Source organism: Rhodococcus opacus (assembly GCF_012396235.1).
GTDB lineage: Bacteria > Actinomycetota > Actinomycetes > Mycobacteriales > Mycobacteriaceae > Rhodococcus_F > Rhodococcus_F opacus.
This window is the reverse complement of sequence record NZ_JAAXPA010000030.1, coordinates 1-18,826: the sequence shown is the minus strand read 5'-3', so window position 1 is coordinate 18,826 and position 18,826 is coordinate 1. Positions and strand designations below refer to the sequence as shown.

Sequence of the window (18,826 nt, the reverse complement as noted above, 5' to 3'; positions counted from 1 at the left end):
CGAGGAGAGCGCCACATGACGGACATCATCGACTACGCCGACAAGGTCTGGAAGGGCGAAGCCAACCAGAACGCCTACCACCACGGAGACCTCCGGAAGGAGGGAATGCACTACATCGCGGAAGGCGCCTACATGTGGCCGGCTTTCGGCAACGTCTACGTATTTCCCACCAATACTGGCCTTTTCGTGTACGACACCGGCGACCGCCGCACCGCCGAAGACCTGCTCGCAGCCACCCGACAAATCTCCGAGCAACCGGTACACACGGCCGTCTACTCGCACGGACACGTCGACCACGTCTTCGGCATGGACCCCTTCGACACGGAAGCGCGCGAGCGCGGCTGGACCCGCCCCACGGTCCTCGCACACGAAAACGTAATCAGCCGGTTCGACCGCTACAAGAAAACCCGCGGCTACAACGGCATCATCAACCAACGCCAATTCCAGGCACCGAACCTTATGTGGCCGGCCGAATACCGGTACCCCGACGTCACCTTCACGGACCAGACCGACCTCACGGTCGACGACCTGCAGGTGCAACTTCATCACGCCCGCGGTGAGACCGATGACGCCACGATCGCCTGGATCCCCGACCGCAAGATCCTGTGCTGTGGTGATTTCTTCATCTGGGCCAGCCCCAATGCCGGAAACCCGCAGAAGGTGCAACGCTTCGCACACGAATGGGCCCGAACCCTGCGGTGGATGGGCGACCTGGGCGCCGAAATCCTCCTCCCCGGACACGGGCTCCCCGTCCTCGGCGCCGACCGAATCCGCACCACCCTCACCGACGCCGCCGAACTCCTGGAAATCCTGCATGGCCGCACCCTCGAGATGATGAACGCCGGAGCGACCCTCGACGAGGTCGTGCACAGCGTCACCGCCCCCGCGGAACTCCTCCGCAAGCCCTACCTCGCCCCCTCCTACGACGAACCGGAATTCGTCATTCGCAACGTCTGGCGCCTCTACGGCGGCTGGTACGACGGCAACCCCGCCAACCTCAAGTCCGCCCCCCGCGCCGACCTCGCCCGTGAGATCGCGGACCTCGGCGGCGGCGCCGCCCAACTGGCCGAGCGGGCGCGCGCCCTACTGGCACGAGGCGAACACCGGCTGGCGGGACACTTCGCCCAGATGGCCACCGATGCCGATCCGCAGAACCGCGACTCGCATCAGGTCCGCGTCGACGTCTTCGGCCAGCTGGAACAAGGCGCCACTTCCACTATGGCGAAAGGCGTCTACGGATGGGCAGTGGCGGAATCGCGGGCCTTCCTCGACGGCAGCGACCACGCGACCGAACTGAAAGCCAAAACGGCCGGCCGCGCGCGATGGGCATTCTGACCTCCCGTCCACCAGCGGACTCAAGTTCGGCGGATGAGGAACCGGACTACCGGTACACGCTGGCTAACGAACGCACCTACCTGGCATGGATCCGCACCGCGATGGCGCTCCTGGTGGCAGGTGTGGCTGCCCACCAGTTACTTGCGTTGCCCTCGTGGGCACTGCAGATGACGATCACGATGGTGTGTTTCGGGCTGGCCACCGTCCTCGCCTCCGGCGCGTATCTGCGCTGGAAGGCCGCGCAGTCGGCCATCAGGCGAAACCTGCCACTTCCGGGCTCCGTCCTCGTGCCCGCTCTCGCTCTCGGATTGGGGATCCTCACGCTCCTCGCCGCCGGAGCGGCATTGTGGTCGTGATCGGGTCCGTTGACCGGGATCCGGGACTACAACCAGACCGCACCGCGCTGGCCTGGCGGAGAACCACACTCTCCGCCGCCGCGACGACGGTGGCGCTCCTCCACATTCCCACCGCCCATGGTGACCGCGCTGCATCGCTCACCTTGGTACCGATGGCGGTGCTGCTACTCGTGATCACGCACATCAGCCACAGACGAGGCCGTTCGCTGCAGCGGGGGAGTCACGGTATGACCCGACACCATGCCTTGCTGGTAGCTCTACTCCTCACGGCTACAGCGGTCGCCGCTGCCGCGACCGCCGCCTTCGACCGATAGCCGCACTCTCGAACGACAACTCGAAGCACACCTCGGTCCGGGTCGACTCCTCGGCGGGGAGCCCAGTGTCGGTCATCGATTGGCTCACCAGTGGCGGCGACGTCGAGTCCGCGCGAGATGTGATCGCCCAAATGGAATGGGAAGCAGTGTAAGTGGCGCGAAGGCTCCCACACCCTCCGGCCGTCGACGAACGTTCCCACCACAGCATCACCCAGCGGTAGGCCCGCACCATTGCGGCCGCACATCCCGGGCTCGATGGGCTGCTGTACCGGCGTCGGTACCGGCCGGCCACGTCGAAACCGCTCGCGCATCCCGGCCTGCAACGCCGTCTCGCCGCAGCCGCGGAGGCGCTCGGCTGCACCGACGTCTGCGGTGCGCCTACCCGGGTGGCGGCGTGTCGACCGGGGGCACACCGCCGGTGGCCGCGGTCATTCGCGCGTTTTCAACCGTGAGGTGTGTCGCTTCGCTACATCGAGGTCGGCGTCAGCGATTCCGAGTGTGTCCTGAGCGGCGCGGAGGGCGTCGACGGCGCTCTCCAACGCTTCCGGTGCGGTGGTCGGGTCGCCGAGTGCGTCCACGTCGAGCGTGTTCGCATCGAGGTCTGCGTAGGTGCGCTCGAGGTCGAGGAGGGTTCGACGGAGAGCGTGCAGTGCATCCCGGACCTCGGTTACCTGCTCGTCGAGATCAGCGGGCGTGCTCACACGATCACGTCCCAGAGCACCGCGGCGGCGTTGGTGAGGGGCGGCTGCTCGTCGGTCAGACGGCCGAGCTGCTGCTGCACGCGGGCTGTCGGTTGGTCGACCTCGGTCATGCGATCACTCCATCTGTTGTGAATGACTGAGCTGTGTCGTGTAGGGCGGCCCGCTCGATAGCACTTCGGCAAGAAATGCGGTCGTGGTGACAGCTCTGCCCGGGGAAGTCGACACGTCCCGGGGCTGAGGGGGTGTGCCGTGTTCAGGAGCGGGTGAAGCGGGATCTGAGTTTGTGCATGCCGACCATGACGTTTTCTTCGGTGCTTCCGGGTGCGAGCGGGGAGCATGCCCAGCTGCATAGCTGTGTCGTTCATGGTGACGATGATCCGTAGTGGGGCGATTGTGCCGTTGCGGTATGGCCGCCGAATTCTCAGCTGGTCGGGCCTGGCGGCGGGAGCGGTGCCGAGGAAGGCTCCGGCGGCGGTGGCTGCTGGGTGGGTGGTTGGGTGGTCGGGTTGTCCGACGGCGGGGGCGGTTGGGTGGTCGGGTTGTCGGAAGGGACAGGCAGGGGCGGCTGCGGAGGCGGGACCATCGTGATGGTGGGTTCAGGGCTGGTGGACGGCAAGGTCTCGGGCGGGAGCGTCAGCGTCGTCGTGGGTAGCGGCGGCAGTGAAGTGGGCGGCAGTCCGGGAAGCTGCAGATCCGTGGGCAGGGTTCCCGGCAACTGCTCGACTCCCGGCGCGGTCGTGGAACCGGGTGTCCCCGGCACGATGGCCGGCAGTTCGGTGGTCTGTGTCGGCGCGTCGGTGGTGGTGGTACCGGGCGTCGTCGTCGCGGGCGGCGTGGTGGGAGCGATCTTCTCGACCTCCGCGGCGAGCTTCGCACGCCACACGTCGAGTTCGTTGCGCAGGTCGGCGTCGCGTACCCCGCCGGAACGGTCTGCGGCGCCCTCGAGCAGGTTCTTCGCCGCCTCCGCGTCGCCCGCGGCGATCAGCCGCTCGGCCTCCTGCAGCTGCGACGTGGTGTCGATCTGCGCGACGGTCGAATCGGCCTGCTGGCTGAACACGACCGACTTGACGCTCCACAGCGGATCGCCGGGTGCGGCGTTGTACGAGAAGATGGTGACGCCACCTATGACGACCGCGATCGCGGCGGCAGCGCCGGCGATGGGTCGCAACAAGCGGAGCTTGCCGCGGGCAGCGCTGCGTGCGGAACGGGCGTCCGAGGCGTCGATCGCCGCGATCACGTCGTCGAGCAGCGGCCCGGTCGGCATCGGCGTCGCCACGATGTCGGCGCGCCAATTGGTCAGCAGAAGCGCGAGCTCGTACTGCTCCGGCGAATCCGTCGCGACAGGACCGCCACCGGCGATCGCGTCGATCAAAGCGTCGTCGCGGCGCACTGCCGCGACGTCCACCGGTGCGTCGTCTCCTGGGAGATCGGCATCGGGATTGCCGTTGCGCTTGCTCCTAGCCAAACCTCTCACCTGCCCTCGTCACCCCCGCGGAACTGGTACTACCCACGGCCGGGGCCGTTTCCTCGGCTGACATACCGACCACGAGGCGGAGGATCAAAATCTCCCGGTGCTCTTCCGGCAGCGTGCTCAGCAGTTCGTTCATCTGCCTGCTCGCCTTTCGAGTCCAGCGCCCGCTGTTCGGGTCCGTCATCGTTGACTACGACATCTACTACGTCGGTGACGGGCTCCGACTTGTTACCGCACGTCAGAGAAAAGCGACAAGAAATCGGAGCTCCACGTCGGTTGTGGGTTCCGGTGTGGTCCGCACGCCGTCGGTTGCCGCACGACCACACCCGTCCTCTTTGGGCCGACCCCGGCGCACTCGGGCGGTCCTGAGGCCCTGGGCCGGGGTCGACGTTTTTGCAGCGGCATCGTCTTCGGAGTGGACGATTCTCCTACGTGGATTATCCCACTGATGGCCGGTACTCGGCGAGGTCAGCAGTTGTCGCACCTCGACTGGGCAGACCAGCGTCGCTGACCGTCCGCGCGGTCAGCCGCGGCCGATGTACGGCATCCCGGCGGCCATGATCGTCAACGTCGGCACGGTGACGTCCAGGGGGAGTTCCACCAGTCGGGTCACCGCGTCCGCGACGTACCGCGGGTCGAAGGTGGGTTCCGCTCGCATCGATCCGTCCGGTTGGCGGGCGGACTGGCCGATGCCGGCCGTCATGGCGGTTGCGGCGTTCCCGATGTCGATCTGGGTGCAGCAGATGTCGTGGTCGCGCCCGTCGAGCGCGATCGACTTGGTCAACCCCGACACCCCGTGTTTGGTTGCCGTGTAGGCGACGCTCGCGGGTCGTGGCGTGTGCGCGGACAGTGAGCCGTTGTTGATGATGCGTCCGCCGCGGGGTGTTTGCGTCTTCATCATTCGCACGGCCTCGCGTGAGCAGAGGAAGACCCCAGTGAGATTTGTGGCCACCGTCCGGTCCCAGTCTTCCGGGTCGATCTCGTCCACCGCGCCGGAAGGGCCGAAGGTGCCCGCATTGTTGACGAGTACGTCCACACGGCCGAACCGTTCGGCCACGACGGCGAAGAGGCTGTGCACCGACTGTGGCGACGAGACGTCGGCCGGCACCACGAGCGCGTGTTCGTGACCGTCCGCTGTCTCGTCCAACTTGTCTTGCGCCCGTCCCGACAGCACCACGTGATGTCCGGCATCGAGTAGTCCGGTCGCCATGGACCGCCCGATTCCCGATCCGGCACCCGTCACCACGATGACCCGTTCAGTCACGACCACTCCCTTTCATAACGTAGTTCCCGGACAGCTGTCGGCAGCCCCCGAATTGTCGCCTATCGGCGGCCTCGCTGTGGCTGTTCACGCGTTCCGTTCGCGGTTGTCGACGGGGTCGCGGAGGATCTCAGGAATCACGGTGCGCCTAACACTGGAGTGGGGGACGGCGGTCGGCTTTCCTGTCCCGGGTGACCATCGCAGACATCGCACCCCGCACGGCGCTGCAGCAGCGCTACTGGGACCCCGCCCTCACCGAGCCCGCGCAGTGGAATCCGGTTCTGGAAGCCCTGCACTCGCACCGTTCGGTTCGCCGCTACCTACCCGATCCGCTGACCGACGAGACGCTCGACGTCCTCGTTTCGGCTGCGCAGTCGGCCGCCACGTCGTCGAACCTCCAGGCATGGAGTGTCGTCGCGGTCCGCGACCCCGACAGCAAGGCTCGTCTGGCCGCGCTCGCGGGCGAGCAGGCCCACATCGTCGAGGCCCCCGTCCTGCTGGTCTGGCTCGCCGACTTCGCCCGAGTCCGCCAGCTCGCCGGCGACCGCGGCGCTCCGATCGAGGGAGCCGATGACGTCGAGAGCACCTATATCGGGTTCATCGATGCAGCCCTGGCTGCGCAGAACGCCGTGACCGCGGCGGAGTCGCTCGGGCTGGGAACGGTGTTCATCGGGGCGCTGCGCAACAACCCCGAGGAGGTCGCGGCGGAACTCGGCCTGCCTCCTCACGTGTTCGCGGTGTTCGGGCTCGTCGTCGGACATCCGCATCCGGACGCCGACGCCCAGATCAAACCGCGGCTGCCCCGAGCGGCGGTGTTGCACCACGAGAAGTACGACCTGCCCGCACAGCGCGACCACGTCGACGCTTACGAGGGGCGGATCGCCGCCTTCTACTCGGCGCAGCAGCTCGACCATTCCTGGATCGAAAGGTTCTGGACCGACTCGCGTCCGCGGCGCGGCTGAACGGGCGGGATCGGCTGAAGGAATCGCTCATCCGTCTCGGGTTCCCACTTCGCTAGCGTCCGGCCGCCATGAGGCGGAAATGCCGGTGGGTGTCCCTACGGAGGCAACGCGGCAGATCGCCTCGCACGCGCGAGCCTCCGCCGTCGCCGCCCGCACCGCTCAACGGGCGCCGGCGCCTTCCGCTATCCGATCCGCTGTCTCTGATGGTGTCGGCAGAGCCTTGATCGCGTGGCGGGGGCCGCGCCCGGTTCGGTGCGTGACGGCCACCATCCGGCCGTCGCGACGAGGCAGATCATCGCCGCGCTGGTATCGGCGGGGCGGGTGCGTCGGGCCTGGTTGGGGATCGCGGGCATGCAGGTCCGCTGCCTCCGAAGCTGCAGGGGCGGATCGGGTCGAAGACTGGTTTGCAGGTGGCCGGTGTCTCGCCGGGAAGCCCGGCCGCCGAGGCGGGGTTGCGGCGCGGGGACATCATGGTCGAATTCGACGGCAAGCCGATCGTGACGACGACTGCCGTCCAGCGGTTGATGGTCGAGGATGCGATCGACCGGCAGATCGAGATCACGGTGTGGCGCAACGGTGCGCTGGTGGACGTGTTCGCTCGTCCTCGTGAGCTCGCGGCCTGATGACCACACAGCGACGTGGGATCCGATCGACGGTCACCGATTCATCTCGTGCCGGATCGCGTCCTGGACTTTCCCGTGAGCCACCGCGATACCGCCCGCGATATCGGTCAGTGTTCTTCGATGCTGGAGGCGCAACGGGTCGTTCACTGCGCCATCGTGCAGGTGTTGCCGGTGGGGGAAGACTGGGCGCGGCTCGGTCTTCACGAGGTGCCGGTTGAACGTCCCAGTGAGCTGCGACAGCTCGTTGAGTCGTCGGTAAACGTCATCGCTGGCCACGACCCGCGCCTGGCTGAGCAGGGAATCGAACTCGTCGCCGCCGATCTCGTCCGCGTCATTCGGGTGCGATGCAGCCGAAGTCGTTGCGGTTGCGGCGAGGCGGGCCGTCGCTCGCAACAGGTCGGCGTAGATCGCGAGCCGCAGTTTCACGAGTTGGTCTCGGCGCGCAGTCTTGCTGCGCAGCCGTTCGGTGATCCACGGTGAGAGGGCCGTGCCCACGATTCCGGCCACGCCCATCCACATGATCGCATTCACGATCAGTCTCCCGTCTCTTCCTGCTTTCGGGCCGAAGACCCGCGTTCACATCCCGCCGCCTCCGCGTTACTCATTCCCGGGCACTCTGGCGGGTGCTGTTCACGGCCGGATCTGGTTCGACGTTGTCGCCGAAGATCGCCTTGGCCTCGAGGTACTCCACCAGGCCGAATTTGCCGAACTCCCGGCCGTTGCCTGACTGCTTGTTGCCTCCGAACGGAGCATCGAAGGCCAGCGGAGCCCCATTGAGATGAACCATTCTCGTCCTCAACTTCCGCGCGACATTCCGCGCGCGCTCCGGATCGCTCGACGAGGCCATCCCGGACAGCCCATACGCGGTGTCGTTCGCGATGCGGATTGCGGCGGCCTCGTCCTCGTAGCCGATCAGCACCATGACCGGGCCGAAGATCTCTTCGCGCGCGATGGTCATATCGTTCGTCACGTCCGCGAAGACGGTGGGCCGGACGAAGTAGCCGGTGGACAGTCCCGCCGGGCGACCGACTCCACCGGCGACGAGCGTGCCGCCCTCATCGATGCCGATCTGGATCAGGCGCTGCACCTTGTCGAACTGTGCCTGTGACACCAGCGGACCCACGGTCGTTCTCTCGGACTCGGGTTGTCCGACGACGATCGACGCGGCGGCGGTCTTCGCGATCGCGATCGCTTCGTCCATACGGTCCCACGGAACCAGAATGCGCGAGGCGGCATTGCAGGATTGGCCCGAATTGACCACCACGCCTACAACGTCTCTGGTGATGACCTCTTCGAAGTCCGCGTCGTCCAGCACAATGTTCGCCGACTTGCCACCGAGCTCCTGTGTGACACGTTTGACCGTTGTCGCAGCGTTCCGAGCGACCTCGACGCCGGCACGCGTCGATCCGGTGAACGAGACCATGTCGATGTCGGGGTGCCTCGACAGTGCGGCTCCGACGGTAGGTCCGTCACCCTGAACGAGGTTGAAAACTCCCGCAGGGACTCCTGCTTCGTGAAGTATCTCCGCGAAGATGATCGCATTGAGTGGCGCGATCTCGGACGGCTTCAACACCATCGTGCAGCCTGCGGCCAACGCCGGCGCAACCTTCGCGGCGATCTGGTTGACGGGCCAGTTCCAGGGTGTGATGAACGCACACACGCCGACCGGCTCGTACACCACCGTCGTCGTGCCGATCTTCTCCTCGAATTCGAACTCACGGAGCGCATCGACGGCTGCGGTGAGATGCACCAGGCCGGACGGTGCCTGAGCGGTCGTGGCCAGTGAAGTAGGTGCTCCCATCTCCTGGGTGATCGTCGATGCCAGCTCGGCCATCCGTCGCCCGTAGACCTCGATTATCCGATCCAGTAACGCAATCCGGTCGGCGCGTGTCGTCGACCCGTAACCGTCGAACGCTCTGCGGGCGGCCGTGACGGCGCAGTCGACGTCCTTTTCGTCGCCCAGCGCGATGGTGGCGACGATCTCTTCTGTCGCAGGGTTGACGACGTCGAGCGTGTCGGTCCCGATCGGGTCGATCCACTCGCCGTCGATGTAAAGCTTCTGGGTGTTCTCCATGGTGGTCCTTTGGTCGGTTTCTGCAGAAGGTGAGAAGGGGTGGGGTGGGTAGCGCATTGGTGACCGTGCGGGTGAGCCGCGATGGCGTCCCGTGTTGTGGAGTCCTGTCCTCCCGGGGTTTGCGTCGGAGTGTTTCCGGCGTCTGAATAACAATGACCCGCCGCAGCTCTGCCGTCTGTCCGCCAACCGGGCCCCGCTGGGGGATGAATACGTGTCCCCCAATCGGAGGACAACCGCGATGTCGGGGTCGAGCGTCAGGAATGCGAGGCGGTCGATCCAGCCCCGCTGATCGGCGAACGATGTTTCCCGAGAACGGAATTACGGTGTCGAGCTGTTGGTTCCAGCGCCGAATGCCGGTCAGTTCCGTTCGCACGAATGATCGTCTGGGGCCAACGTCACGATGTGGGATATCGACGATCGACCGTGAAGCGAGCCCTGTGCGGCGGATGGCGCAGCGTCAACTCGACGCGCTCACCGACGAGGACCGCGCGGGCCGTCGGAGTGCGGCCGCCGCCATCGTGAGCGCCACGGCATCCTCCGCAAGCGCGGCCTGCCAGTCCGGCATCCGCCGGCCGGCCCACTGCCGCCACCACGCGCCGCCGTAGGAGCCGGCGAGGGCGCCGACGGTTCCGATGATCAGGGCCGACGCCGTGTCGGCACGGTCGCGGCGGGCCAGCGCCGCGGCGCCTCCTCCGCCTGCGATGAGTCGTCCGGTGAGCGCGGGCTGGGAGAGGCGCGACGGTACGTTCGGGTTCTTGTCGGCGACCAGTTCGCCGCCGACGAGCGCCGTCGCACCGACGAGGCGGGACCAGTGTGCCGAGCCGGGGGCACCCGAAAGCAGTGCCGCCGCGATGCCGGTGGAACTGCGGAGACCGCCGGCCACGCCGATCACGGCCGACCGGACAGTGCTCGACCGTTCCGCCCCCGGCTCCCTGCGGTTCCCCGTCGCCTCGTCCTGTTGCCGCAGGACTGTGGTGACGGTGGCGCCGTAGACGAGATGCGGCACGAGGTCGCTGAGCCAGTCCTGAGCGGTCCACTGTCGCGGGTCGCTGATGCCGCGCATGGCGATCGGGATGTCGGTGGCTGCCATCGCGGCGAGACCGATCCCGATCGTTCCGGCAGCCGGGGTCAGGCGGGCGCCGGCCCGGCGGACGAGGGCGGCGGCCACGCCGAGTCCGGTGCCGACGGCGATCCCGCCGAGCGCCCCGAACGCCGACCGCCGGGCCGCGAGCACGTCACCGCGTCCCGGTATCGCGACGCCCAGAGCGGTCGCAACGGACTCGACCGTCTTCTCCGGAACGGTGCTTGCGGGGCGGCCTCGGATCGCCATGTCCAGGTATGTGACGGCGTCGAGGATCGTGGTGCCTGCGGCACCTGCAACGATGCCGGTCGTGACAGTGTTCATCGGACTGCCTCTCTCGCGTGATTCGACGACGGGGTCGTCCTTCCCCGGAGCATCCCCCGGCGGTGTACCGGGCAAACGTGGACGGGAGTGTTGGGCGCGAGGCACGGCGGTATCCGGGCAGGGGTGAGCAGGACGCGATTGCGGGCGAGGGTGACTCGTTCGGTAGCTGGGAAAGTAGGCCAGGAATCGCGCCGGCAATGGTGGAGTCGGGGAGCGAGGCGACGCCGGATATCTTGTGGCGCAGCCAAGCGCAGCCCCCGCCAGCGATCGGTGTCAGCTGGCAGGGGCGCTACACGGACAAACCGCGCGTAGTAACGAGCGGCGCATTAGTGATCTTCGTGAGCCGGGGCATGGAAGTCCAGAGAGTGTGATCCACGCCATTGTGCAAATTTCTTCACCTCATCATTACCGACCAGTAGGTGTAGTTTCGGGGTCGTCCACGGCGCATGTGTGAATTAGTTGGCGCTGCCGAGTTCCGATTGGCATGAGTCTGCGGTATCGGCCGATAATTCTCGATTGATCAGGCGAGAATTCTACGTAATGAACCGCCGAACATGCTTTCCCACAGCATGTTCGGATGTCGCTCGGAGCTGTTCTGCGGAAACGAGCTACTTGCAGGCCATTGTCGATGACGACCATCGGCCGAGTAGATCCCCGCCCGGGTGTGATGAAGAACACCACATAATTTCTCGCGAAGCGTGGTGGTCGGGAATGAGGTGTGGTCAATACCCCTGTCTGGGACCCAAAAGCGGGTATGGGTGTAGGTGATTCGGCCGTTGTGTAGGTGTCGAAGTCGGACGAGTGTATGTGGTGCACCGTCATCGACCCGGCGGCCAGAATCTCGGCACGTGAAGGAAGAGTGTAATGGCACGGATCAGCAAGAAACTGGGGTCCGATCTACTGGATGCGTTGCGTGTCAGTGTCGTTGGCACCATTGCGTGCGCCGGACTGGTCATGGGCGTAATTGTCCTGGCGATGTGGAACTTCCCCGTACCGGGTGTGTAGGCGCGCGTGGCTTGTGGTCGTTCGCTGGTGTCGGTCATTCGGAGTGCAACACCAGGTGGCAGTTCGGCGATATAGCTGACGGGGGGTGAGCCCGTGGGTTCGGGTGATCGGTGAACGGCACCTGTGACGGGCGTCGTGTGGTGTGGAAGGAACTGGAATGCTTGGGACGGGTATGGGTGCGATGGTTGGCCTACTCGTGATTGCGGTGCTGGTGGTCCCCGTCTCGTTCGGCGTGGCGGTACGGGCGGATGCGAAGGCCCGCCGCCTCTCGGAGTCGCAGGCGCTCGAAACGGACCTGGGGCGATCGGTCGCGGTCGCGGAAGTGGCGGGTCGGTGCGATCAGTGGCGGCAGCTCGCAACGCGGGCGTGGCTGATCTGCGGCGGCGCCTCGCTTGTCGCAGTAGTGGTCGTGGGCGTCCTGGTCTGTATCGGGTGAGGGCGGCGCGGACCCGGGACCGCGCGATTTCTGGTTCGCTGCTGCGGCTGAGCTGTCGACATCGAGCCCGAGCCTCGCGTCGCACGGGAATCTGAAACCTCTCGGCTGCCCTGACATACGCGTCCTGAGATCGTCCGGTAGTGCGGCGAAGCGCCCGGTGAGCCGAAGCGGCCCGGTCGGAGTGTTCTCCGCTCCGGCCGGGCCTCGCCGGGACGTGCAACAGGGCGTCGCCGCGCTCTCCATCGGACGATTGGATCCACGCCGGTGTGCCTGGGTGGTGTGCCTGGCCAATGTCTTCCCGGGCGTTGGGGATTGCATCGGCGACCGGTACTGGGTGTGTACTGGCGCGAGGAAATGGTAGATCTGCCAGCCGGTCGCGTCGCAGCGATGTGAGCCACATCACATATGTTCTTCCCGTGGTGGCCCAACTGGATGAGTGGGGTGGTCGGTGTCGATACCCTGCCGCGGTGGCGGTGAGGGGTCCCCGATCACACTGTCTGCCATGTGAAGCCGTCGGGGTCGGTGAAGGGTTCGGCGTCGCCGCTGATGACGATCCGGTGGGCGCCCGTGCCGTCGGGGGAGACGCCGGCGTCCTTCGCGAGGGCACGGCGCCCGTAGAGCGCGAGCTTGACGTTCGGGCCGGTGGCGAACTCGACGTATTTGCGACCGAAGCTTCGTGTCACTTCCAGCCCGTGGTCGAGGTAGAACTGCTTGCTGACCTTCACGTCTTCGACGCCGAGCAACAGGACGAGGTCCTCGATGTGCCGTGTGGCCGGCCCGGTGTTCTTCTTCGACGAAGTCGCGACTTTCCAGAGCGCTCCGTCGGGGCCCTGCACGACACCGCCGTACCCCCACAAGCTCTTCTTGACCGGTTTGATTGTGGTGCCGCCATTTTCGAGGGCAGCCCCGACGTAGGCGTCGACGATGTTCGGCTGGGACACGACGAGCGAGAGGGTGTAACCGCGGAAGCCGGTGGTCGGTGCGTCCGTGTCGCGGGCACTGATGCGTTCATCTATGCCGAGTGCGGCGTGGAAGGCTTTCACCGTGGTGGGGTCGGGGGTTTCGAGGGTGAGGGATTCGATGTTCATGCCAGTGACGTTAATGCGGCCCTTGGGTAGGCGCTTCTCGATTCCTGATCAGTCTGCGCTCCGTAGTTGCATGAGCGTGAGTGCACCGAGGGTGCGCGCGAAATCCGATTTCCTAGCGCCTGCATATCGAGGTCGAGGGTGGGGGTGGCGTGCGGCTGCGCGACGAGCACGGCGCGGAGCGGGTACAACGCCGGGGGCGTCGTGGGAGTTGCCAATTGAGGGTGGCATACCGTGGCTGGTCTGGCTTCTGGACTTGGTGATCAACGGCTCCTGACGCCGCTGCAGGCCGACCACATGGTTCGACCTGAAAGGGTGAGATAGGCGGCGCGATCGTCACGGAGGACATTGCGCCTGTCAACTGCTGCCGAATGGTCCGGGAGGCGGCTCGACGGGGTAGGCCGCGACCTCCATGCTCACCGAGCCCTCGCACGGGCCGCTGTCGATATCGGTACGCCAGGAACCGGTCAGCGTCCCGTCGGATTGCGGTGTGTAGTACGCAACCGAGTGCGCCGGTGCCCACACCTTCGGCACACCCTCGCCTTGGTAGCAGTCCCACTCCCAGTCGTAGGTATGGACCCAGCTGGTCCCGTCCCAGGTGTACTGCGGCGGTTGCGGCAGTGTCGGGTTGGCTGGCGTTGGCCCATCGATCACGGTCGCTACGCAGGCGTCGTCCGTGCAACTCGTCTCGAATCTGTACGTATCGGCGAAGTCGGGCTCCCACTGCCGCGCGGCCAAACTCGTACCGTCCTTCGTCGCGGCGAAACGCTTCACCGAGTACTCGCCCGACCAGGACGGCTGCGTGGGTGCCGCCCCCGCGGGCATGGCCCCGACAACTGTCCCGGACGCGATCAACGCGACTAGCAGCAATGACTTGCGCATGACGAGATTGAATCACAGGCTTCGGCGGTGTACGGGGTGTATGGGCCGGCCGACGCGAACGACTGCTGACACGCTGACACCCTGGACACGCAGAAAGCAACCGGCGCTCGGGCGCGGTGAGCGCGGTCGTGGAGACGGCCCTGTTCCGCCCGTTGGGGTGGGCGGGCGAGTCTTGTGCGCGCCGGCCCGTGTCGGCGAGGATGGGTCCGATCCCTGACGTGCGAAGAAGGAGTCGGCGCGATGACGAAGTACCTGATCTCGTTCCCGAGCGGTGCCATGAACTTTCCCGACGAGGATCTGCAGGCAGCGTCGGATGCGTCGCATGCGGTGGTGGAGGAGGCGAAGGACGCCGGCGTCTGGGTGTTCGGCGGTGGAATCGACGAGAGCGTTCCGCCTGTCCTGGTCGATGGGGATGGCACGGTGACGGAGGGCACGTACCCGCAGACGAAGCAGCTCGAAGGCGGCTACACGATATTGGAGTTACCCTCCCGCGAGTCGGCACTGGAATGGGCTGCGAAGATCGCGGTTGCCTGCCGGTGTGCGCAGGAGGTGCGCGCGTTCCATTACGATCCCGCCAGCTGACGGGGTTCGACCTCCCAGGCAATCGCATTCGGCTTCGGCCAGATCCCCTTCCCGCCCCACCATCCACCGGGGCAAGACCCGCACCGCCGCCACGTGCACCGCGACCGGCTCGCTCGGGGCGTTCAATCCGTTCACGTCGACTTCCGGGGCCAGGTCCATCACTCGCCGTGAGCCGTGTAGCGCTCCTTTGCTCGTGGCCGAACTCGATAGGCCGGCTGTGGATTCCTGCGGGGGTGAGCGATCTGGTCGTCACGCTCGGGGAGCGTCGCGGCCACATCCGGTTCCTCTCGACTGGTCTCCCTTGTCCGCGAGCACCCGATGCGGGCACGTTCTCGGACGTCGTCGTCCGGATCGAAGTCGACCGCAAGCGCAAACATGCTGAACTCTCGGCGGGACGCTCATCGAATTCGCCTGCAGGTGAGCGCCATTCGGGGGATGCTACCGAGCAGGAGATCCTCGACCTCGACTTTCCTCGCTGTCGCGCGGCACCCAGGACGCGTCGGCCGGGATCTGATTCACGGGCCGGCCACTGGATGGGAGATCCAGATCGCCCTCATTCGTGCAACTGGCTGCGCGAGTACAGGATCGACCACGTCGCACACCTCGGACCGTCCGCAGCCACTGGAATCGCAACCCTACTCGGACTCGACACCGAGACCATCGATCAGGCTGTCGCGAGGCCAAGGTGGTACCGACGATCCCTGGGTAGTCGTAGGCAACAAGCCTAACGTGGGGCTATGGAACTTGGACTGCACATCGCCGACTTCACCTTTCCGGACGGACCGTCGACCCTCGCGCACGACTTGTCTCGCATTGCCGTCACCGCCGAGGACGTGGGTTTCGCCAAGATCAGCGTCATGGATCATCTCTGGCAGATCGAACCGGTGGGACCGATCGACACCGAGATGCTCGAGGCCTACACCACTCTCGGCTACCTCGCTGCCGTCACGAAGAAGGTGGACTTGCTGGCCTGGGTCACCGCGACTGTCTACCGCGAGCCAGGCCTTCTCGCCAAGGCCGTGACCACGCTCGACGTCCTGTCCAAGGGTCGGGCATACCTGGGAATCGGCGCCGCCTGGAACGAGGACGAGAGTGTGGGACTCGGGCTCCGCTTCCCGCCCACGGCCGAACGCTTCGAACGGTTGGAGGAAACACTGCAGATCTGCCTGCAGATGTGGAGCGAGAACGACGGACCGTTCGAGGGGGCGCACTACCAGCTCGGCCGCACGCTGAATGTGCCGCAGCCGCTGCGGCGCCCACACCCGCCGATTTTGATCGGCGGCGGGGGTGAGAAGAAGACGCTTCGGCTGGTCGCACAGTACGCACAGGCCTGCAACCTGTTCGGCGGACCCGAGGTCGCGCATAAGCTGGAGGTGTTGAAGAGCCACTGCGACGCTCTCGGAACCGACTATGACGCCATCGAGAAGACCGTGATGTTCCCACTCGACCCGGGTGCGGGCGGACAGAACGTGGACACACTGTTGGGTCAGCTCGAGGACTTGTCGAAGCTGGGAGTCACCCACGTTCACGGATGGGTGCCGGACGTCGCGTCGATCACGCCCCTCGAGATCTTGGGCGAGCGCGTGGTTCCGGTGATCGCGAACTGGTGACCCCTCCGACGCACGGATCGCCTGATCCGGTCGTCCGCGGTAGCGCCGCCAGGCCTCGGCGGAGTGCATGGTGGCGAAGCTTCGGCGAGGCCGATGGTGGACGGAAACCGGACGTCGAGGCGCGCAGCCTGGTCCCGGCGAACGCGACCGATGCGCACGTGAACCGCGGAGTGTTCGCATGGTGAACCAAAGTGGTCGAAGTGAATCAAAATCGGGCGCTTGAATATGCTCTGATGATGTCGCACCTAACCTGGACTCGACGCGAGACCGATAGCCTCACGAGGAGCCTATCGACCTCGGAACGAACTGACGCGGGAGAACAACCATGAGCGCCGATAAGCATCCAACCATCATCTACACGCTGACCGACGAGGCGCCGTTACTCGCGACCTACGCCTTCCTGCCGATCGTGCGCACCTTCGCCGGTGCCGCAGGCATCGAGGTCGAGTCCAGCGACATTTCGGTACCGGCGCGGATCCTGGCCGAGTTCCCCGACCGCCTCACCGAAGAGCAGCGCGTCCCGGACAACTTGGCCGAGCTGGGTCGGCTGACGCAACTGCCCGAGACCAACATCATCAAGCTGCCGAACATCAGCGCGTCTGTGCCGCAGCTCCTGGCCGCCATCAAGGAACTGCAGGGCAAGGGCTACCAGATTCCGGACTTTCCGGAAGCCCCCAAGACCGACGAAGAACGCGATATCCGGCAGCGCTACGGCAGGATCCTCGGCAGTGCGGTCAACCCGGTCCTGCGTGAGGGCAACTCCGACCGTCGCGCACCCCGGGCGGTGAAGGAGTACGTCCGCAAGCACCCGCACAGCATGGGTGAGTGGTCGATGGCCTCGCGCAGTCACGTCGCGCACATGCGGCACGGCGACTTCTACCACGGCGAGAAGTCGATGACACTGGACCGGCAGCGCACGGTCCGGATGGAGTTGGTGACCGACGGAGGCGAGACGATCGTCCTCAAGGAGGGGCTGACCCTGGGCGAGGGCGACATCATGGACAGCATGTTCATGAGCAAGAAGGCCTTGCTCGACTTCTACGAGGAGCAGATGGAGGATGCGCGCAAGACGGGCGTGATGTTCTCCCTCCACGTCAAGGCGACGATGATGAAGGTCTCGCACCCCATCGTCTTCGGCCACGCGGTGAAGACCTTCTACAAGGACGCCTTCGCCAAGCACCAGAAGCTGTTCGACGAACTGGGCGTCAACGTCAACAACGGCCTCGTCGACCTCTACGACAAGATCGAGACACTGCCGAGCACGCAGCGCGAGGAGATTATTCAGGACCTGCACGACTGCCATGAGCACCGTCCCGAGTTGGCCATGGTCGACTCCGCCCGCGGCATCTCGAACTTCCATTCGCCCAGCGACGTCATAGTGGACGCCTCGATGCCCGCGATGATCCGCTCGGGCGGCATGATGTACGGCGCCGACGGGCGACTCAAGGACGCCAAGGCGGTGATGCCGGAATCCACTTTCGCGCGGATCTACCAGGAGATCATCAACTTCTGTAAGACCAACGGCGCGTTCGACCCGACGACCATGGGCACTGTCCCCAACGTCGGGCTCATGGCGCAGAAGGCCGAGGAGTACGGCTCGCACGACAAGACCTTCGAGATTCCGGAGGACGGCGACGCCAACTTCGTGGATGTCGAGACCGGTGAGGTGCTGCTCACCCAGCACGTCGAGGCTGGTGACATCTGGCGCATGTGCACCGTCAAGGACGCGCCGATCCGCGACTGGGTCAAGCTCGCGGTCACCCGGGCACGCAACTCCGGCATGCCGGTGCTGTTCTGGCTGGACCCGTACCGCCCGCACGAGAACGAGCTGATCAAGAAGGTCGAGCTGTACCTGCAGGATCATGACACCGAGGGCCTCGACATCCAGATCATGTCGCAGGTGCGCTCGATGCGTTACACGCTGGAGCGGCTGATCCGCGGCATGGACACCATCGCCGCGACCGGCAACATCCTGCGTGACTACCTCACCGACCTGTTCCCGATCCTGGAACTCGGCACCAGCGCCAAGATGCTGTCGATCGTGCCGCTGATGGCCGGCGGTGGCATGTACGAGACGGGCGCCGGTGGGTCGGCGCCCAAGCACGTCAAGCAGCTGGTGGAGGAGAATCACCTGCGATGGGATTCGCTCGGTGAGTTCCTGGCACTGGCCGTCAGCCTGGAAGATCTCGGCATCAAGACCGGCAACGAGCACGCCAAGATCCTGGCCAAGACGCTCGACGCGGCGACCGGCAAGCTGCTGGACGAGAACAAGAACCCGTCGCGCAAGACCGGCGAGCTCGACAACCGGGGCAGCCAGTTCTACCTCGCGTTGTACTGGGCACAGGAACTCGCCGCGCAGACCGAGGACAAGGAATTGGCGGAACGTTTCGCCACGCTTGCCGAGGCGTTGACCGAAAACGAGGAGACCATCGTGCGGGAGCTCATCGAGGTTCAGGGGTCGCCGGTCGACATCGGCGGCTACTACCAGCCGGACAGCGAGAAGGCCGACGCCGTGATGAGGCCGAGCAAGACTTTGAACACCACGCTGGCGGCCGCGCAACAGTGAGCCCGAACCACTGAACCGCCGGTTCGTGAACTGGGCGGGCTCAACCGGTCGATGCAACACCTCGATCACGGAGGTGTGCAATGGGATACAGCAACAAGCAGATGTCTCAGGCGCCGGTGGGTGCCAGGCGGCAGTGGGCGGCGGACAGGGCATTGCGA

Annotated in this window: 16 protein-coding genes and 3 pseudogenes; 10 read left to right on the top strand and 9 right to left on the bottom strand. The window is 65.8% G+C overall.

Annotation, left to right across the window (positions count from 1 at the left end):
• Positions 1–15 precede the first annotated feature (15 nt).
• The 3 genes from HGB39_RS30270 to HGB39_RS39690 are packed head-to-tail and all read left to right on the top strand — an operon-like array spanning position 16 to position 2,005.
• Positions 16–1,335, top strand: a complete 1,320-nt coding sequence (locus HGB39_RS30270) for an alkyl sulfatase dimerization domain-containing protein (protein WP_005563918.1) — start codon at positions 16–18, stop codon at positions 1,333–1,335.
• A complete protein-coding gene (locus HGB39_RS40005; RefSeq protein WP_312029819.1) occupies positions 1,239–1,691 on the top strand; it encodes a YidH family protein in 453 nt (150 codons plus the stop codon). The genes HGB39_RS30270 and HGB39_RS40005 overlap by 97 nt, the downstream gene beginning before the upstream one ends.
• The gene (locus tag HGB39_RS39690) at positions 1,682–2,005 is read left to right on the top strand and encodes a DUF202 domain-containing protein (RefSeq protein WP_005563914.1); all 324 of its coding nucleotides are present in this window, start codon (positions 1,682–1,684) and stop codon (positions 2,003–2,005) included. Before HGB39_RS40005 ends, HGB39_RS39690 begins: the two co-directional genes overlap by 10 nt.
• Before the next feature lie 428 nt (positions 2,006–2,433).
• Here the strand turns inward: HGB39_RS39690 and HGB39_RS30255 are convergent, their stop codons facing one another.
• From HGB39_RS30255 to HGB39_RS30240, 4 genes and pseudogenes are all read right to left on the bottom strand, one after another.
• Positions 2,434–2,706: a hypothetical protein gene (locus tag HGB39_RS30255; protein ID WP_005260568.1), complete on the bottom strand. Its 273-nt coding sequence runs from the start codon at positions 2,704–2,706 to the stop codon at positions 2,434–2,436.
• 421 nt (positions 2,707–3,127) lie between these two features.
• A complete protein-coding gene (locus HGB39_RS30250; RefSeq protein WP_168442977.1) occupies positions 3,128–4,180 on the bottom strand; it encodes an anti-sigma-D factor RsdA in 1,053 nt (350 codons plus the stop codon).
• A pseudogene (locus HGB39_RS40000) lies at positions 4,164–4,407 on the bottom strand (RNA polymerase subunit sigma); the annotation flags it as partial. The gene HGB39_RS30250 and the pseudogene HGB39_RS40000, both read right to left, overlap by 17 nt.
• A 293-nt stretch (positions 4,408–4,700) precedes the next feature.
• The gene (locus HGB39_RS30240; protein WP_005569307.1) at positions 4,701–5,447 is read right to left on the bottom strand and encodes an SDR family oxidoreductase; all 747 of its coding nucleotides are present in this window, start codon (positions 5,445–5,447) and stop codon (positions 4,701–4,703) included.
• Positions 5,448–5,580: 133 nt separating this feature from the next.
• Here HGB39_RS30240 and HGB39_RS30235 point away from each other — a divergent pair.
• Positions 5,581–6,456 (top strand): annotated as a pseudogene (locus tag HGB39_RS30235) (NADPH-dependent oxidoreductase).
• 354 nt (positions 6,457–6,810) lie between these two features.
• Positions 6,811–7,023: a PDZ domain-containing protein gene (locus HGB39_RS39140; protein WP_005573455.1), complete on the top strand. Its 213-nt coding sequence runs from the start codon at positions 6,811–6,813 to the stop codon at positions 7,021–7,023.
• 33 nt (positions 7,024–7,056) lie between these two features.
• Here the strand turns inward: HGB39_RS39140 and HGB39_RS30225 are convergent, their stop codons facing one another.
• From HGB39_RS30225 to HGB39_RS30215, 3 genes are all read right to left on the bottom strand, one after another.
• Positions 7,057–7,554, bottom strand: a complete 498-nt coding sequence (locus tag HGB39_RS30225) for a hypothetical protein (RefSeq protein WP_005573454.1) — start codon at positions 7,552–7,554, stop codon at positions 7,057–7,059.
• A gap of 70 nt (positions 7,555–7,624) precedes the next feature.
• Positions 7,625–9,097 carry an aldehyde dehydrogenase family protein gene (locus HGB39_RS30220; RefSeq protein WP_005573453.1) on the bottom strand — a complete coding sequence of 491 codons (1,473 nt, stop codon included), beginning with the start codon at positions 9,095–9,097 and terminating at the stop codon, positions 7,625–7,627.
• 457 nt (positions 9,098–9,554) lie between these two features.
• Positions 9,555–10,502, bottom strand: coding sequence for a hypothetical protein (locus tag HGB39_RS30215; RefSeq protein WP_064080656.1), 948 nt, complete (start codon positions 10,500–10,502; stop codon positions 9,555–9,557).
• Positions 10,503–11,664: 1,162 nt separating this feature from the next.
• Between HGB39_RS30215 and HGB39_RS30210 the strand changes: the two genes are divergently transcribed.
• The gene (locus HGB39_RS30210; protein WP_005263790.1) at positions 11,665–11,943 is read left to right on the top strand and encodes a hypothetical protein; all 279 of its coding nucleotides are present in this window, start codon (positions 11,665–11,667) and stop codon (positions 11,941–11,943) included.
• A gap of 488 nt (positions 11,944–12,431) precedes the next feature.
• Here HGB39_RS30210 and HGB39_RS30205 read toward each other — a convergent pair whose 3' ends face one another.
• Together HGB39_RS30205 and HGB39_RS30200 are read right to left on the bottom strand one after the other, a co-directional pair.
• Positions 12,432–13,031 (bottom strand): VOC family protein, encoded by a 600-nt coding sequence (locus HGB39_RS30205; protein ID WP_005568098.1) that lies wholly within the window; start codon positions 13,029–13,031, stop codon positions 12,432–12,434.
• Positions 13,032–13,385: 354 nt separating this feature from the next.
• Positions 13,386–13,910 (bottom strand): Rv2253 family sensor-like surface protein, encoded by a 525-nt coding sequence (locus HGB39_RS30200; RefSeq protein ID WP_005568100.1) that lies wholly within the window; start codon positions 13,908–13,910, stop codon positions 13,386–13,388.
• 240 nt (positions 13,911–14,150) lie between these two features.
• Between HGB39_RS30200 and HGB39_RS30195 the strand changes: the two genes are divergently transcribed.
• The 4 genes and pseudogenes from HGB39_RS30195 to HGB39_RS30180 all read left to right on the top strand — a co-directional run bounded on the left by HGB39_RS30195 (position 14,151) and on the right by HGB39_RS30180 (position 18,668).
• Positions 14,151–14,492 carry a YciI family protein gene (locus tag HGB39_RS30195; protein WP_005568102.1) on the top strand — a complete coding sequence of 114 codons (342 nt, stop codon included), beginning with the start codon at positions 14,151–14,153 and terminating at the stop codon, positions 14,490–14,492.
• A 471-nt stretch (positions 14,493–14,963) separates the two neighbouring features.
• A pseudogene (locus tag HGB39_RS39135) lies at positions 14,964–15,172 on the top strand (MmgE/PrpD family protein); the annotation flags it as partial.
• Positions 15,173–15,229: 57 nt separating this feature from the next.
• The gene (locus HGB39_RS30185) at positions 15,230–16,102 is read left to right on the top strand and encodes an LLM class F420-dependent oxidoreductase (RefSeq protein WP_005568103.1); all 873 of its coding nucleotides are present in this window, start codon (positions 15,230–15,232) and stop codon (positions 16,100–16,102) included.
• Between the two features lie 325 nt (positions 16,103–16,427).
• Positions 16,428–18,668, top strand: coding sequence for an NADP-dependent isocitrate dehydrogenase (locus tag HGB39_RS30180; RefSeq protein ID WP_005568105.1), 2,241 nt, complete (start codon positions 16,428–16,430; stop codon positions 18,666–18,668).
• The last annotated feature ends 158 nt before the right edge of the window (positions 18,669–18,826 follow it).